The sequence below is a fragment of the Actinomadura sp. GTD37 genome, from assembly GCF_041951365.1.
In the GTDB taxonomy this organism is placed as follows: domain Bacteria; phylum Actinomycetota; class Actinomycetes; order Streptosporangiales; family Streptosporangiaceae; genus Spirillospora.
Window position 1 is genome coordinate 210,517 of record NZ_JBGNUS010000004.1, and the last position, 14,753, is coordinate 225,269.

The 14,753-nt window shown below is 70.6% G+C and carries 12 protein-coding genes; 4 read left to right on the plus strand and 8 right to left on the minus strand.

The annotated features are described in order from the left end of the window. The first annotated feature begins 36 nt into the window (after positions 1 to 36). The 3 genes from acnA (at position 37) to mug (ending at position 4,603) form a co-directional block, all read left to right on the plus strand. The gene (gene acnA, locus ACA511_RS22610; protein ID WP_375026558.1) at positions 37 to 2,823 is read left to right on the plus strand and encodes an aconitate hydratase AcnA; all 2,787 of its coding nucleotides are present in this window, start codon (positions 37 to 39) and stop codon (positions 2,821 to 2,823) included. A gap of 154 nt (positions 2,824 to 2,977) precedes the next feature. Then, positions 2,978 to 3,916 carry an aldo/keto reductase gene (locus tag ACA511_RS22615; protein ID WP_375026559.1) on the plus strand — a complete coding sequence of 313 codons (939 nt, stop codon included), beginning with the start codon at positions 2,978 to 2,980 and terminating at the stop codon, positions 3,914 to 3,916. 126 nt (positions 3,917 to 4,042) lie between these two features. Further along, positions 4,043 to 4,603, plus strand: a complete 561-nt coding sequence (gene mug / locus ACA511_RS22620; RefSeq protein WP_375026560.1) for a G/U mismatch-specific DNA glycosylase — start codon at positions 4,043 to 4,045, stop codon at positions 4,601 to 4,603. On the opposite strand, the gene ACA511_RS22625 is transcribed toward mug, so the two are convergent. The 5 genes from ACA511_RS22625 to idi form a co-directional block, all read right to left on the minus strand. Beyond that, a complete protein-coding gene (locus tag ACA511_RS22625; RefSeq protein ID WP_375026561.1) occupies positions 4,593 to 5,006 on the minus strand; it encodes a hypothetical protein in 414 nt (137 codons plus the stop codon). The two genes, mug and ACA511_RS22625, sit on opposite strands and share 11 nt — an antisense overlap. A 256-nt stretch (positions 5,007 to 5,262) precedes the next feature. Beyond that, positions 5,263 to 6,114, minus strand: coding sequence for a carbohydrate ABC transporter permease (locus ACA511_RS22630; RefSeq protein ID WP_375026562.1), 852 nt, complete (start codon positions 6,112 to 6,114; stop codon positions 5,263 to 5,265). Next, complete coding sequence (locus ACA511_RS22635; protein ID WP_375026563.1) at positions 6,111 to 7,082, minus strand: carbohydrate ABC transporter permease; 972 nt, start codon at positions 7,080 to 7,082, stop codon at positions 6,111 to 6,113. Before ACA511_RS22635 ends, ACA511_RS22630 begins: the two co-directional genes overlap by 4 nt. Beyond that, the gene (locus ACA511_RS22640) at positions 7,079 to 8,383 is read right to left on the minus strand and encodes an ABC transporter substrate-binding protein (protein WP_375026564.1); all 1,305 of its coding nucleotides are present in this window, start codon (positions 8,381 to 8,383) and stop codon (positions 7,079 to 7,081) included. The genes ACA511_RS22635 and ACA511_RS22640 overlap by 4 nt, the downstream gene beginning before the upstream one ends. Before the next feature lie 108 nt (positions 8,384 to 8,491). Beyond that, positions 8,492 to 9,067, minus strand: a complete 576-nt coding sequence (gene idi / locus ACA511_RS22645) for an isopentenyl-diphosphate Delta-isomerase (RefSeq protein ID WP_375026565.1) — start codon at positions 9,065 to 9,067, stop codon at positions 8,492 to 8,494. A 149-nt stretch (positions 9,068 to 9,216) separates the two neighbouring features. Here idi and dxs point away from each other — a divergent pair, with 149 nt between their 5' ends. Beyond that, positions 9,217 to 11,160, plus strand: coding sequence for a 1-deoxy-D-xylulose-5-phosphate synthase (gene dxs / locus ACA511_RS22650; RefSeq protein WP_375026566.1), 1,944 nt, complete (start codon positions 9,217 to 9,219; stop codon positions 11,158 to 11,160). Between the two features lie 24 nt (positions 11,161 to 11,184). Here dxs and ACA511_RS22655 read toward each other — a convergent pair whose 3' ends face one another. The 3 genes from ACA511_RS22655 to ACA511_RS22665 form a co-directional block, all read right to left on the minus strand. Then, positions 11,185 to 11,550 carry a hypothetical protein gene (locus ACA511_RS22655; protein ID WP_375026567.1) on the minus strand — a complete coding sequence of 122 codons (366 nt, stop codon included), beginning with the start codon at positions 11,548 to 11,550 and terminating at the stop codon, positions 11,185 to 11,187. Positions 11,551 to 11,632: 82 nt separating this feature from the next. Further along, positions 11,633 to 12,982, minus strand: a complete 1,350-nt coding sequence (locus ACA511_RS22660; protein WP_375026568.1) for an FAD-dependent oxidoreductase — start codon at positions 12,980 to 12,982, stop codon at positions 11,633 to 11,635. 85 nt (positions 12,983 to 13,067) lie between these two features. Continuing rightward, the gene (locus ACA511_RS22665) at positions 13,068 to 14,552 is read right to left on the minus strand and encodes an amino acid permease (RefSeq protein WP_375026941.1); all 1,485 of its coding nucleotides are present in this window, start codon (positions 14,550 to 14,552) and stop codon (positions 13,068 to 13,070) included. Positions 14,553 to 14,753: the final 201 nt, after the last annotated feature.

A 14,753-nucleotide genomic window follows, 5' to 3' on the forward strand; every position in this document is an offset into this window, starting at 1 on the left:
CGGACCGGACGCGCGGTGGCCACTGAGGAGGAGTCCGTGTCCGCGAACAGCTTCGGCAGCCTTGACAAGCTGCAGGTTGGCGAGAAGTCGTACGACATCTATCGGCTGGACGCCGTCGAGGGCGCGGCCCGTCTCCCGTACAGCCTGAAGGTGCTGCTGGAGAACCTGCTCCGCAGCGAGGACGGCGCGAACGTGACGGCCGAGCACATCCGCGCGCTCGCGCAGTGGGACTCGCAGGCCCAGCCGAGCAAGGAGATCCAGTTCACCCCCGCGCGGGTGATCATGCAGGACTTCACCGGCGTGCCGTGCGTGGTCGACCTCGCCACGATGCGCGAGGCCGTCCGCGACCTGGGCGGGGACCCGACGAAGATCAACCCGTTGGCGCCGGCCGAGATGGTGATCGACCACTCCGTCATCGTCGACTACTTCGGCACGTCGCAGGCGTTCGAGCGCAACGTGCAGCGTGAGTACGAGCGCAACAGGGAGCGCTACCAGTTCCTGCGCTGGGGGCAGACGGCGTTCGACGAGTTCAAGGTCGTCCCGCCCGGGACCGGCATCGTCCACCAGGTGAACATCGAGCACCTCGCACGCGTGGTGTTCGACCGGAACGGCGTCGCCTACCCGGACACGTGCGTCGGCACCGACTCCCACACGACGATGGAGAACGGCATCGGCGTGCTGGGCTGGGGCGTCGGCGGCATCGAGGCGGAGGCCGCGATGCTCGGCCAGCCGATCTCGATGCTCATCCCGCGCGTCGTCGGCTTCAAGCTGACGGGCGGGCTGCCCGCCGGGACGACCGCGACCGACCTCGTGCTCACCATCACCGAGATGCTGCGCGAGCACGGCGTCGTCGGCAAGTTCGTCGAGTTCTACGGCGAGGGCGTGCACGCGCTGCCGCTCGCGAACCGCGCCACGATCGGCAACATGAGCCCCGAGTTCGGCTCCACCTGCGCGATCTTCCCGATCGACGACGAGACGCTGAAGTACCTGCGCCTCACCGGGCGCGACGAGGAGCAGATCGCGCTCGTCGAGGCGTACGCGAAGGCGCAGGGGATGTGGCTCGACCCGTCGGTCGAGCCCGACTTCTCCGAGTACCTGGAGCTGGACCTCGGCACCGTCGTCCCGTCGCTGGCCGGCCCGAAGCGCCCGCAGGACCGCATCTCCCTGTCGAACGCCAAGACGACCTGGCGGCGGGACGTGCAGAACTACGTCGAGAGCGTCCTCGGCGCGCTGGACGAGGCGTCCAACGAGAGCTTCCCCGCCTCGGACACCCCGGCGATCACGCAGGAGACCGCGGGCGACAAGCCCCGGCACGTCGACGCCAACGGGTCCGGCCGCCCGCACAAGCGCGTCCCGGTGAAGCTGGACGACGGGACGGAGTTCGAGCTCGACCACGGCCACGTCGCCGTCGCGGCCATCACGTCCTGCACCAACACGTCCAACCCGTACGTGATGATCGCCGCGGCGCTGCTGGCCAGGAACGCCGTCGAGAAGGGCCTCACGCGCAAGCCCTGGGTCAAGACCTCGCTCGCGCCCGGCTCGCAGGTCGTCACCGACTACTACGAGCGCGCCGGCCTCACCCCGTACCTCGACAAGATCGGCTTCAACCTGGTCGGGTACGGCTGCACCACCTGCATCGGCAACACCGGCCCGCTGCAGCCGGAGATCTCCAAGGCCGTCAACGACAACGACCTGGCGGTCACCGCGGTGCTGTCCGGCAACCGCAACTTCGAGGGCCGCATCAGCCCCGACGTGAAGATGAACTACCTGGCGTCGCCGCCGCTGGTCATCGCCTACGCGCTCGCCGGGACGATGGACATCGACATCCTCAACGACCCGATCGCCGAGGGCGCCGACGGCCCCGTGTACCTGCGCGACCTCTGGCCGGCCGCCGAGGAGGTCGCGGAGATCGTCGAGTCGTCCATCGGCAAGGAGATGTTCACCGAGAGCTACGCGGACGTCTTCAAGGGCGACGAGCGCTGGACCGGCCTCGACATCCCGACCGGCGATCTGTTCGAGTGGGACGCCTCGTCCACCTACGTCCGCAAGGCCCCGTACTTCGACGGCATGGGCGCCGACCCGGAGCCGGTCACCGACATCCACGGCGCCCGCGTCCTGGCGAAGCTGGGCGACTCGGTCACCACCGACCACATCTCCCCGGCCGGGTCCATCAAGGCCGGCACGCCCGCCGCGCAGTACCTCCGGGACCACGGCGTCGAGATCAAGGACTTCAACTCCTACGGCTCGCGCCGCGGCAACCACGAGGTCATGATCCGCGGGACGTTCGCCAACATCCGGCTCCGCAACCAGCTCCTGGACGACGTCGAGGGCGGCTACACCCGCGACTTCACCCAGGACGGCGCCCCGCAGGCGTTCATCTACGACGCCTCGCGGAACTACATCGAGCAGGGCACCCCGCTCGTCGTCATCGCGGGCAAGGAGTACGGCTCCGGCTCGTCCCGCGACTGGGCGGCGAAGGGCACCGCGCTGCTCGGCGTCCGCGCCGTCATCGCGCAGTCCTACGAGCGCATCCACCGCTCGAACCTGATCGGCCTCGGCGTCCTGCCGCTGCAGTTCAAGGACGGCGAGTCCGCCGAGTCGCTCGGCCTCACCGGCACCGAGACCTTCGACATCACGGGCGTCACCGCGATGAACGGGGGCGGCGTCCCCGACGAGGTCACCGTCAAGGCCACGGAGCCGGCCGCGCACGGAGCCGGCAAGGAGTTCACCGCCACCGTCCGCATCGACACCCCCGGTGAGGCGGACTACTACCGCAACGGCGGCATCCTCCAGTACGTCCTCCGCAACCTGATCCGCAAGTAAGGCCGCACCACCGCGACGGGCCGCTCCCCAGGGGGCGGCCCGTTCCGCGTGTCGGCGGACGGCGGCGAACGGTGACCACACGGAAATCCGTGCCAGGAGTGTTACGGCCTCCGGTGGGAATGGCCGTCCCGGACTCTCTGATTGGATGCACGACATGGCTGACATGAAGAAGATCGGCGACCTGGACGTCTTCCCGCTCTGCCTGGGCGGCAACGTCTTCGGCTGGACGGCCGGCAAGGAGCGCTCGTTCGAGATCCTGGACGCCTACGCGGCGGCCGGCGGCAACTTCGTCGACACCTCCGACTCCTACATGGCGTCCGCGCCCGGCAACAGCGGCGGCGAGTCCGAGACGATCATCGGGGAGTGGACGCGGACGCGCGGCAACCGCGACGACGTCGTCATCGCGACCAAGGTCGGCCGCCACCCCGACCGCATGGGGCTGTCCCCGGCGAACATCAAGGCCGCCGCCGACGACTCGCTGCGGCGGCTCCGCACGGACCGCATCGACCTGTACTTCACGCACTTCGACGACCCGTCCGTGCCCGTGGGGGAGATCATGACGGTGCTGGACGAGCTGGTCACCGCCGGGAAGGTGCGGCAGATCGCGGTGTCGAACATCGAGCTGGACCGGCTGGAGGCGTCCCTGGAGTTCAGCGAGCGCGAGGGCACGGCCCGCTACACGGCCATCCAGCCGCACTACAACCTGGTGTCCCGCGACACCTACGAGGGGCCGCGCCGCGACCTCGCCGAACGGCACGGGCTGGCCGCCGTCCCCTACTACGGCCTCGCCTCGGGCTTCCTGACCGGCAAGTACCGCCCCGGGGCCAAGGTCGACAGCGTGCGCGCCGGACGCGCCGCCGGGCACCTGGAGACCGAGCGCGGGCGCAGGGTCCTGGCCGCGCTCGACATCGTCGCCGAGGAGCAGGGCGCCGCCGTCGCGACGGTGGCGCTGGCCTGGCTCGCCGCGCAGCCGACCGTCGCAGCGCCCATCGCCAGCGCCCGCACCCTCGAACAGCTCCCGCCCCTCGTCGAGGCGGCCCGGACGGCGCTGACCGACGACCAGCTGAAGCGCCTCACCGACGCATCCGCCTGACCCGGACCGGGCTGGTCGCGACGCCGATCGTGGCGATACCGGTTCCCGTGCCGGACGCCTCCGGCTGGTGCTCCTCGGGGTCGTGGGGGCGTCCGCGGTGGTGCTGATCGTCCGTAACCTTGTCTGATGCGTCCCACGAAGGCCGATCTGGAGGCCGCCCGCGACCGCGTCATCCCGGACGTCCTCCCGCCGGACGGGGGGACGATCCGGGTCTTGTTCAGCGGCATCAACCCCGGCCTCTACTCCGGCGCCACCGGCTACCACTTCGCGCGTCCGGGCAACCGCTTCTGGCCCGCCCTGCACCGCTCCGGCTTCACCGACCGGCTGCTGGACCCGTCCGAGCAGGACCTCCTGCCCGGCTACGGCCTCGGCATCACGAACCTGGCGCACCGGACGACGGCCCGCGCCGACGAACTGACCGGGGCCGAACTCCGCGAAGGCGGACGCCGTCTCGACGCCCTCGTCGAACGGCACCGTCCCGCCTACCTGGCCGTCGCCGGGGTGACCGCCTACCGCACGGCCTTCGGCCGTCCGCGCACGCGGATCGGGCCGCAGGACGAGACGTTCGGCGCCGCGCGCGTGTGGGTGCTCCCCAACCCGAGCGGCCTCAACGCGAGCTGGCCGCTCGACCGCATCGCCGCCGAGTTCCGCCGCCTCCGCGAGGCGGCCGAGGCCCTCAGGGGTTGAGCGCGAACATCGTGGTGACCTCGTTGACTAGCGTGGCCTTGGGCTCCCAGAGGCCGAGCCGGCCGAGGGCCACGATGGGGCGGGGGAGGGGCCGGACGGCGGCGAGGCGCCAGTGGTGGAAGCCGCGCTCGGACCAGGGGCCGCAGTCGCAGGAGCCGCCCTGGACGGCGGCGGAGCAGACGCCGTCCAGCTCGGCGACGGCGATGATGGCGCCGATCGTGGCGAGCGGGTCGCGCGGGTCCCAGCCGGCGGCCCGGACGAGCGGCGAGTCGCACGCCTTGAGGTCGACGCGCAGCGAGGCGTGGACGAGGAGCGGGCCGCGGTAGGCGGCCGGCAGGCTCTGGTTCGAGACGCTCTTGCCGCCCCGCGCGATCGCGAACGCCCAGGGCTGCTGAACACTCATCGCCTGCACGCGCCCACCTCCACTGATCGCCCCGTCCGCGCCGGACCCGGGATCGCCGAGGCTCCGGCGAAGGCCGGTGTGCCGCGCGACGATGCCCGAGAGGCTAGGTGCATCCCGGCTGAATTGCCAATGGACGGGTCGAAAGGGTTGATGTCCGTCATGGGACGGCTGCCGGGCCGTTCGACTCCCATGCGGATCTCCTTCGATCACCCATGTGACGCTTGAGACCCCTGCGCGGTTGACGGACTCGGGTGATTCATCCCTTCAATGCCCCCGCCATGAGGCCGCGCATGAAGAAGCGTCCGAGCAGCAGATAGACGAGGAGGGTGGGCAGGGACGCCAGAAGCGCCGACGCCATCTGCTGGTTGTACTGGACGGCGACCGCGCCCGACCCCGCCGTGTTGTTCAGCATCACCGTGACCGGCCAGCTGTCGGGGGCGCCGAGGAACACCGCGAAGAGGAAGTCGTTCCACATCGAGGTGAACTGCCAGATCAGCGTCACCGCGAACGCCGGGGCCGACACGGGCAGGACCACCGACCAGTAGGTGCGCAGCATTCCGGCGCCGTCCACGCGGGACGCCTCGATCAGCTCGTCCGGAATGGTGACGTAGTAGTTCCGGAAGATGAGCGTGCAGATCGGGATGCCGTACACGACGTGCGCGAGGACGAGCCCGCGGATGGTGCCGGAGAGCTCCATGTCCGTCAGCAGCCCGGCCAGCGGGATCATGACCGCCTGGTACGGGATGAACATGCCGAACAGGAACAGCGTGAAGACGACGTCCGCGCCGGGGAACCGCCATTTGGACAGGACGTAGCCGTTCAGCGAGCCGAGCACCGCCGAGATGACCGACCCCGACACGGCGATCTTGACGCTGTTCTCCAGGCCGGGTCTCAGCGTCTCCCACGCCGAACTCCAGCCGGACGTGCTCCAGTGGCCCGGCAGGCTCCACGCGCTGCTCGGGTCCGCCTCGTCCAGCGGCTTGAAGCTCGTCACGACCAGCACGTACACCGGGATGAGGAACAGCAGCACGAACACCAGCAGGACGGTCAGCCTCGCGGCCTGCGCGGCGCCGGACGAGCGGCGGCCCGGCGCGCCCGCGGCGGTCATCGGGTCCGCTCCGACCGCACCGACCAGACCAGGTACGGGATCACCAGCAGCGCGACCGCGACCAGCATGTACGTGGCGATGGTGGCGCCGTTCGCCGGGTCGTGCCGGTCGAAGATCTCCACGTAGGTGGCGATGGCCGGGACGTAGGTGATGATCTGCTTGCCCGCGATGGCCATGATGAGGTCGAACACCTTCAGCGAGATGTGCCCGAGGATGATCAGCGCGGACAGCGTCACCGGGCGGAGCTGCGGGAACACCACGTACCGGTACACCTTCCACTCGGACGCGCCGTCCACCCGCGCCGCCTCGCGCAGATCCTCCGGGACGCTGCGGAACCCGGCCAGGTACAGGGCCATGACGTATCCGGACATCTGCCAGACGGCGGGGAGGGCCATCGCCGCCATGCCCCAGTCGGGGTTCTGCCACCAGTCGTTCGACAGGAACCCGACATGGAGCTTGTCGAACAGCTGGTTGAACCCGACCGCGCGCTCCGGCGGCGCCGGGTTCATCAGCCACCGCCACACCACGCCGCTGGCGATGAACGACACCGCCATCGGGAACAGGTACACGACGCGGAAGCCCGCCTCCGCGCGGACGCCCTTGTCCATGAGGAACGCCAGGAACGCGCCGAGCAGCAGGGCGCCGACGACGAACACGGCCGTGAACAGCAGCGCGTGCCGCACCGCGCCCGGCCAGCTCGGCTGGTCCCACAGGTCGACGAAGTTCCTGCCCTTGTCGAACCCGTACTCGGAGACCTCGTCGTGCTTGCCGCTCAGCGCGACCCGCGTGTTCCAGAACAGCAGCCCGTAGACGAACAGGCCGATCGCGACGATGGACGGCGACACCAGCAGCAGCCCCGGCAGCCACGTGCGGGCGCGCCGCAGGAACGACGAGCGATGCTCCTGCGGCGCGTCCCGGCGGCCGGGGGCCGCGGCCTTCTGGTCCGCCTCCGAATCGGGGGCGGTCACTGTCCGCTGTTCTTGGCCGCGCTCACCAGCCCCTGCTGGAGTTTGGCCACGTCCTTGTTCTGCAGGAACAGGCCGATCGCGGTGTCGATGTCGGTGTGCCACTTGTTGTTGGCGTTCACGCCGTGCCAGAACGAGCCCGCGAGCTTGGTCTGCGGGTTGTTCCACTCCTCGAACGCGGTCTGCAGGTAGCCGGTGTAGAGGCTCTTGTCGGCGTCCTTGCGGGCGGGGATCGAGCCCTTCTTCGGGTTGAAGAGGTCCTGCCCCTCCTTGCTGGACACCTCCTTCAGCCACGCCTCCGCGCCCGCCTTGTGCGGCGCGCCCTTCGGCAGGGTGAAGCTGTCCGACAGCCACATGTAGGCGCCCGCGGTGCCCGGCGCCGGCGCGTACTTGAAGTCGGTGTCGAGCTTCTTGCCGAGGCCGTTCGGCGCGTCGCCGACGAAGTAGCCGTACGCCCAGTCGCCCATGATGTTGAACGCGGCCTTGTCGTCCACGACGGCCTTCGCGGCGCCCTGCCAGTCGGTGGACGCGGCCTCCAGCGTCGTGTACTTCATGATCTCGCCGAACTCGCCGAGCGCCTTGGTGACGGCGGGGGTGCCCCAGTCGGCGCCGGGCTTCCACAGCGCGTTGTAGCCGTCGGCGCCGAGGCTGCCGAGGAGGACGTTCTCCAGCAGGTGGTCGGCCGTCCACTGCGCGCCGAGCGACAGCGGAACCTTCTTCGTCTTGTCCTTGACGGCCTTCAGCGCGGTGATGAACGCGGGGATCGACTCCGGCGGGCCGTCGACCCCGGCCTCCTCCAGGATGTCGGGGTTGAACCAGAGCACGTTGGACCGGTGGATGTTCACCGGCACCGAGTAGATGTGCCCCTTGTAGGTGATCTGGTCGAGGAGCTGCTGCGGGTAGACCGACTTCAGGTTGTTCTGCTGGTAGAAGTCGTCCAGCGGCTCGATCTGCCCGGCCTTGATGTAGTCGAGCAGCTCGGCGCCCGCGTGGCCCTGGAACGAGTCCGGCGGCTTGCGGTTCTGCAGCCGGCTCGCCAGGACGGCCTTGGCCTGCGTGCCCGACCCGCCGGCGATGGCCGCGTTGACGAACTCGGTACCGGGGTTCTTCTTCTCGAAGTCGGCCTGCATGGCCTTCAGCCCGTCGGCCTCACCGGGGCCCGTCCACCAGGAGAAGACCTCGACCTCGGACTTGTCGTTCTTCGATCCGCCGTCGTCGCCGCCGCAGCCCGACAGGGCGAGGGCACTCGTCATGGCCACGGCCGCGAAGACCGTCCAGCGGCGCTTGAAAGCACGTACTCGCATCGTCCGTCCCTTCGGTTACCCCGGGGAAGGCCAGCGTCCGTTCGGACGCGCGCCAGGGTCAACACCGGCGACGGAAAAGTGATCAAGCGGTGATGCGCGTCACCGCGGCTACCAGGCGAGGGCGGGGGGCAGCTCCTCCCGGCCCGCGTCCGGCCAGTCGAGCGGGGCGCCGAGCGGCGCCAGCTCGGCGAGCTGCAGCCGGTACCAGGGCGAGGACTCGGGACGGTGCGCGAGGTCCAGGCAGCGCTCCCACGTCCACCACTCGGCCGCCTCGACCTCGTCGGGGTTCGGGCGGACGGACCCGTCCGCGACGGTCGCGCGCACGACGGGGCACCGCTCGTGCTCGACGGTCCCGTCGTCGGCGACGGCCCGGTACCGGAACCTCGGCAGGACGGACGTGAGCGACGCCTCCGGCATGCCCAGCTCGTCCCGCAGGCGGCGCAGCACCGCGTCGCGCAGCTTCTCGCCGGGCCCCGGATGCCCGCAGCAGCTCCCCGTCCAGACGCCGGGGAAGGTGCGCTTGTCCAGGGCGCGCCGAGTGATCAGGACACGACCCTCCGTGTCCACCACAAAGCATGAAAAAGCCAGGTGGTACGGCGTGTCCCTATGGTGGCTGGCGCTCTTCGGAGCGGTTCCGACGGCTTCGTCGTCCGCGTTGAGCAGCACGATCTCTTCGACGCCCATGCTCTACTCCTACCCCATCCCTGCCGCGAGGGTCAGTCTTTTCACACCCGGCGCGCGGGCCGCCTTCGGCGCGTCGGGGGCGAACCGGGATTAAACTCGGAACGGCCCGAGCCAGGGGAGACCGGTCCCCGACGGAGGAGTTGACACGAGTGAGCCTGCTGGACTCGATCACAGGTCCCGCCGACCTCAAGCGACTGGACGCCGCTCAACTACCTCGGCTCGCGGAGGAGATCCGCGAGTTCCTCGTCCAGGCGGTCTCCAAGACCGGCGGGCATCTGGGGCCCAATCTGGGCGTGGTCGAGCTGACGATCGCGCTGCACCGCGTCTTCGACTCGCCGCACGACCGGATCCTCTTCGACACGGGGCACCAGTCCTACGTGCACAAGATGGTCACCGGCCGGCGCGACTTCGAACTGCTGAAGAAGCGCGGCGGGCTGTCGGGGTACCCGAGCCGCGCCGAGTCCGAGCACGACGTCATCGAGAACTCGCACGCCTCGACCGTCCTGTCCTACGCGGACGGGTTCGCCAAGGCGTTCCAGCTGCGCGGCGAGGACGACCGCGCCGTGGTCGCGGTCGTCGGCGACGGCGCGCTGACCGGCGGCATGTGCTGGGAGGCGCTGAACAACATCGCCGCCGGCGTCGACCGCCCCGTCATCATCGTCGTCAACGACAACGGCCGGTCCTACTCGCCGACCATCGGCGGGCTCGCGTCCCACCTCGCCGACCTGCGCGTCACCCAGGGCTACGAGAACGCGCTCGACCTCATCAAGAAGACGGTTCCGCGCGCCCCCGTCGTCGGCAACCTCACCTACGAGGCGCTGCACGGCATCAAGAAGGGCCTCAAGGACGTCCTCCAGCCGCAGGCCATGTTCGAGGACCTCGGCATGAAGTACGTCGGCCCGATCGACGGCCACGACGAGGACGCCGTCGAGCGCGCGCTGCGCCGCGCCCGCGGGTTCGGCCGCCCGGTCATCGTGCACTGCATCACCACCAAGGGCCGCGGCTACGCCCCCGCCGAGAACGACACCGAGGACTGCATGCACGGCCCCGGCGCGTTCGACCCCGCCACCGGCAAGTTCGTCGCCAAGAAGGCGGGCCCCGGCTGGACGAAGGTGTTCGGCGAGGAGATGGTCGCGATCGGCCGGGAGCGCCGCGACGTCGTCGGCATCACCGCCGCGATGCTCTACCCGGTCGGGCTCGCCCCGTTCGCCGAGGCGTTCCCCGACCGCATCTTCGACGTCGGCATCGCCGAGCAGCACGCCGTCACGTCCGCGACCGGGCTCGCCATGGGCGGCCTGCACCCGGTCGTGGCGCTGTACGCGACGTTCCTCAACCGCGCGTTCGACCAGGTCCTGCTGGATGTGGCGCTGCACAAGCAGCCGGTCACGTTCGCGTTGGACCGCTCCGGAGTGACCGGCAGCGACGGCCCCAGCCACAACGGCATGTGGGACATGTCGATCCTGCAGCTCGTCCCGGGCATGCGCGTCGCCGTCCCGCGCGACGGCGCGCGGCTGCGCGAGCTGCTGCGCGAGTGCGTCGCCGTCTCCGACGGGCCCACCGCGATCCGCTACCCGAAGGGCCCGGCGGCCGACGACGTCGAGGCGATCGGCAAGGCCGGCGAGATGGACGTGCTGGCCCGCCACGACGGCTCCAACGGCACCCGCGTGCTGCTGGTCGCCGCCGGGGCGATGGCGACGCCCGCGGTCGAGGCGGCCGGCCTGGTCTCCGCGCAGGGCATCGGCGTCACCGTCGTCGACCCGCGCTGGGTGAAGCCGCTCGACCCGGCGCTGCTCGACCTCGCCCGCGACCACGCGCTCGTCGCCGTCGCCGAGGACAACGGCCGCACCGGCGCCGTCGGCGACGCCGTCGCCCGCATGCTGCGCGACGCCGAGCTGGACGTCCCGATCCGCACGTTCGGCATCCCGCAGGAGTTCCTCGACCACGCGTCGCGCGACGAGATCCTCACCGACATCGGCCTGACGCCGCAGGCGCTCGCCCGCGACATCACCGAGTCGGTCGCGCGCATCACCTCGACGGACGCCGAGAGCGCCGAGAGCTCGCAGGCGTCGGAGACGTCCGACGAGCGGCCCTGACCCGGGCACGGCCGGCCGGCGCGGCTAGACGCCGTCCGCGGACAGCAGCTGCCAGAAGTGGGTGATGGACGCGCCGGACGTGCCCAGTCCGCGTCCCGAGTACGTCCATCGCCCGCGCAGGCGCCAGGGGCGCCCGGCGCCGTCCTGGACGAAGACCTGGAGCGGGAAGCAGGCGTCGTGCGCGCGGATGACGCCCGCCGGGTCGACCGAAGGGGCGAGCTCGGGCCGACCCTCGCACCGCACGCCCATGATGGACGTGCGGGGGTCCTGGCGGAGGAGCCCCTGCGTCAGGTCGTACACGAGTACGGACACATAGTCGGGGCCCAGCCACCTGAGGTCGGGGACCGTCTCGGGTGGGGGGAACCCGTACAGTTCTGGACCGCCGGTCACACGCCGCACCGTAGCGTCCGCGTCACATGTCCGTCACTACTTTCCCGGTGGGATCTTCGCACGGCGGCGAATTACCCGCGTGTCATTCCGCGCGGCGGCACGCGGACGTCATCGCCTCCCAGCGGGCCAGCTTGACGCGTTCGCCGCGGTCGAGGCTGCGCGCGAGCGCGATCTCGGCGGCGTCGAGGTTGAGCCAGTCGGCGTAGGTGACGACGGGCAGGCCGCGCGCCTCCAGCAGTTCCTCGATGGTGCGCTTCGGGGTCGTCCCGGCGCCGGCGACGTCCTCCAGGAGGTTGCGGACGGTCTCCGCCGCGTCGGACTTGTTGGTGCCGACGACGCCGGACGGCCCGCGCTTGATCCACCCGGCGACGTACTCGCCGGGGACGGGCGCGCCGTCCGGGCCGAGGACGCGGCCGCCCTCGTTCGGGACGACGAAGGAGCGCTCGTCGAACGGGACGCCGTCCAGCGGGACGCTCTGGTAGCCGACGGAGCGCAGCACCAGGCCGACGGGGAGCGTCTCGAACTCGCCGGTGCCGGTGACGCGGCCCGACTCGTCCAGCCGGGTCCGCTCCAGCTTGAGGCCCTCGACGCGGTCGGCGCCGAGGATCTCGGCGGGGGCGCGCCAGAACCGCACGTCGATGTGGCGGGCGCGGCCGGGGGCGGGCTCGCCCGTCCAGGCGCCGAGGGCCTTGATGTTGCCGCCGGTCTTGCGGTCGCTCGCGGCCAGTTCGGCGCTCGCCGGGTCGAGCTCCATGTCCTCGGGCCGGACGTGGATGCTCGCGTTGGGCAGCTCGCCCAGCTCGCGGGCCTCCTTCGTGGTGAACTTCGCCTGCGCGGGGCCGCGCCGCCCGATCATGTGGACGCGCTTGACCCGGCTGCGCGACAGCGCCTCGATGACCTGCTCGGGCACGTCGGTGTCGCGCAGCTCCTCGGCCGTCTTGGCGAGGATGCGGACGACGTCGACGGCGACGTTCCCGACGCCGATGACCGCGACCTCCTCCACCGACAGGTCGAACTCGTGGTCGGCGGCGTCGGGGTGCCCGCAGTACCAGTTGACGAAGTCGGTTGCGGCGATGCTGCCGGGGAGCTCCTCGCCGGGGATGCGCATCTGGCGGTCGACCATCGCGCCGGTCGCGTAGACGACGGCGTCGTAGCAGTCGAGCAGGTCGGCCCGGGTGATGTCGCGGCCGAGCTCGACGCAGCCGAAGAACCGGACCGCGGGATTCTCCAGGACCCGCTGCAGGTACCGGGCGATCGACTTGATGGACGTGTGGTCGGGCGCCACGCCGTAGCGGACCAGTCCGTACGGCGTCGGCAGCCGGTCGAACACGTCCACCCGGACGTCGCCTTCGGCCTGCTTGACGAGAGCCTCGGCGGCGTAGATCCCCGCCGGGCCGGAACCGATCACCGCGACGAGCACTGGAGAACCCATGCGGGTCATTGTGCCCATCCGGCGGTCAAATGCATACCGTGACCCCTGTCACTGCAGGTCCGGGCCGGTCACGGCGGGTGCGCCGTCAGGACTTGGCGGAGATCGTCCGCGCGCGTCCCACCCGGCTGTTCCGGTACCCGTAGAGGGCGTAGACGACGACGCCGACGGCCATCCAGGCGACGAACCGCAGCCACGTGTCCACCGGCAGGTTGATCATCACGAACAGGCAGGCGAGCACGGACAGGATCGGGACGAACGGCACCAGCGGGGTGCGGAACGCGCGCGGCAGGTCCGGGCGGGTGCGGCGCAGGACGACCACGGCGATCGAGACGACGAGGAACGCGAACAGCGTGCCGATGTTGACCAGCTCGGCGAGCTTGGCGAGCGGGATGAAGCCGGCGAGGACGGCGACGACGGTCCCCATGATGACGGTCGAGCGGTAGGGCGTGCCGAACCGCGGGTGGACGGCCGAGAGCCAGGGCGGCAGGAGGCCGTCCCGTCCCATGGCGAAGAAGATGCGGCTCTGCCCGAGCAGCAGGATCAGCACGACGCTGGTGAGGCCGATGACGGCGCCGACGTCGATGACGGTGGCGAACACCGGATGCCCGACGGACTTGAACGCGTCGGCGAGCGGCGCGTCGGTGCTCAGCTCCTTGTAGTTCTGCATGCCGGCGACGACGGTCGACACGGCGGCGTACAGGACCGCGGTGATGATCAGGGAGCCGATGAGGCCGATGGGCAGGTCGCGCTGCGGGCGGCGGGCCTCCTCGGCGGCGGTGGCGACGATGTCGAACCCGATGTAGGCGAAGAAGACGATCGCGATGGCGGCGAAGATGCCGAGCCATCCGAAGCTGGACGGCGTGAACCCGAACAGCACCTGCATGAGCGGCGCGGAGAGGCCGCTCACCTCCGGCGTCGACTTCGAGGGCGGGATGAACGGGTCGTAGTTGGCGCCCTTGACGAAGAACAGCCCGGCGAAGATCACCAGCAGCACGATGGACACCTTGACCGCGACGACCACCGCGTTCACTCGCGAGGAGATCTTGACGCCGAGGATGAGCAGGACGGTCACCAGGGCGACGAGGGCGATGGCGGGGACGTTCACCGTCCCGCCGTCGCCGGGCGGGGCGGCGAGCGACGCCGGGACCGTGACTCCGACGTCGTCCAGCAGCGACGCGAAGTAGCCGGACCAGCCGACGGCCACCACCGCCGCGCCGAGCGCCATCTCCAGGATGAGGTCCCAGCCGATGATCCAGGCCGGGAACTCCCCGATGGTGGCGTAGGAGAAGGTGTAGGCGGAGCCCGCGACCGGGACGGTGGAGGCGAACTCGGCGTAGCAGAGCGCCGCGAGCCCGCACACGACGGCGGCGAGGATGAACGACAGCGCGACCGCGGGGCCGGCCTTCTCCCGGGCGACCTGCCCGGTGAGCACGAAGATGCCCGTCCCGATGATCACGCCGACGCCGAAGACGGTGAGGTCGAGCGCGGACAGCGCCCGGCGGAGCCGGTGCGCGGGCTCCTCGGTGTCCCGGATCGACTGCTCGACCGACTTCGTGCGCAGCAGGTTCATCCTCGGCGCCTCTCCGCGTTCCCTCTCGCCCGTCATGACCCGCTCGTCATGACGGGTGCTCCGTCATGGCCGCGTGGACCCGGCCGTCAGCCGTATGCCCAAATGTGCGCGGCTTATGATCAGGCCGACCGCGCCGACGTTCATGACGTGCGGAAACGCCGGAAAAGAGGCGTTCCGAACGCGGCTCGGAACGCCCCTTCC

Coding starts and splice junctions, on each gene's coding strand:
- ACA511_RS22615 (WP_375026559.1), top strand. CDS start 2,978: ATGGCTGACATGAAGAAGATCGGCGACCTGGACGTCTTCCCGCTCTGC.
- mug (WP_375026560.1), top strand. CDS start 4,043: ATGCGTCCCACGAAGGCCGATCTGGAGGCCGCCCGCGACCGCGTCATC.
- ACA511_RS22625 (WP_375026561.1), bottom strand. CDS start 5,006: ATGAGTGTTCAGCAGCCCTGGGCGTTCGCGATCGCGCGGGGCGGCAAG.
- ACA511_RS22630 (WP_375026562.1), bottom strand. CDS start 6,114: ATGACCGCCGCGGGCGCGCCGGGCCGCCGCTCGTCCGGCGCCGCGCAG.
- ACA511_RS22640 (WP_375026564.1), bottom strand. CDS start 8,383: ATGCGAGTACGTGCTTTCAAGCGCCGCTGGACGGTCTTCGCGGCCGTG.
- idi (WP_375026565.1), bottom strand. CDS start 9,067: ATGGGCGTCGAAGAGATCGTGCTGCTCAACGCGGACGACGAAGCCGTC.
- ACA511_RS22660 (WP_375026568.1), bottom strand. CDS start 12,982: ATGGGTTCTCCAGTGCTCGTCGCGGTGATCGGTTCCGGCCCGGCGGGG.
- ACA511_RS22665 (WP_375026941.1), bottom strand. CDS start 14,552: ATGAACCTGCTGCGCACGAAGTCGGTCGAGCAGTCGATCCGGGACACC.